Consider the following 1073-nt stretch of genomic DNA (forward strand, 5'->3'; position numbering starts at 1 on the left):
GAACCAGCAAGTAACCACAACCAAGGGGGTCAAAATTCAACCGACGCTACGGGGTCAATTTTCGACCGTCGTTGACACGGGAGACGGCAGCGTGCGGAACCGCGCAACTCCGCCCCTTGTGGCCTTAGTCTTGCCGGTTGTTAGCGGTCGATGGTAAGTCACCCCTTCAGCCAGCATCTCGACAGCAGTGACGATGCGCCGGGCCCGCGCGTCCCCCTTGAAAACGTCGACCGGCCAACTTTGGGTACCGGCGCAATCCACGATTGAGCCATCGCGAAAGGTAATGCGATAGCTGCTTTCCACGATTTCGTCACCGACCCCAGTCACTGTGGTGATCGATCCGTCCGCTGCGTAGACCTGACACCCAATACGGAGGTCGCCGTGTTTGATCCAACCGTCCGGTGTCATAACAGGAACGGAATGGACGATCGAGGCGCGAGGGACAGCCACGGGGGCGCTACACATACTCGTTTGAACTCCGCAGCGGGTCAGTCGTCGCTATATGCGATCAGCTTCTCGCATGTAGCTACGACTTGGCTAGCTTAGTCGGCTGTCGCAGCGAGGACTCGATGACAGCGCTGAACAAGCACGTCTCCACGGAAGGCGCCGCACGGGTCCGGAACCCTCTCGACCGGCCGGTCGAATACGACTGCGGACAAGCACCAGTTCGATGAGTTCCTCAAGTCGCCAATCGCCGAACGGGTTTCCCAGACGCGGTCCGCGTAAGGCCAGTACGGACGTCCGTCGTCGCTGAGAAAGATGTCGACGTGCGTCACGTACTCCTTGACCGGAACCGGCACCATCCCCCTCGTTGTCGCCTTCGCCTTTGGCCAGTCCATGCCGCCGGCGGGCAGCGCTGCCGCTACAAACAGATCCGCCCGCGCGCTGAAGCTGGTGATCAGATTGACATGTTCGTTGATCGACTGGCCCAAGAAATGAGGCGGCAGCTGCGTGGTATCAGTCAACCATCGTCCTCATAGGGGGCTGAACGGTCCGCGGGTCTGCTGCACGAATAGGTGACATCTGAGTTGGCTTGCCCAGCATGGGCGGGCTGGAAGGATGTCCCCATGGCA

At 60.3% G+C, this 1073-nt stretch carries 1 protein-coding gene; it reads right to left on the reverse strand.

The window, feature by feature from the left end:
- Window positions 1–542: 542 nt before the first annotated feature.
- Window positions 543–965 carry a hypothetical protein gene (locus ACJH7A_RS30640; RefSeq protein ID WP_406803335.1) on the reverse strand — a complete coding sequence of 141 codons (423 nt, stop codon included), beginning with the start codon at window positions 963–965 and terminating at the stop codon, window positions 543–545.
- Window positions 966–1073 lie beyond the last annotated feature (108 nt).

It is taken from the genome of Mycobacterium sp. SMC-17 (assembly GCF_045310915.1).
GTDB lineage: Bacteria > Actinomycetota > Actinomycetes > Mycobacteriales > Mycobacteriaceae > Mycobacterium.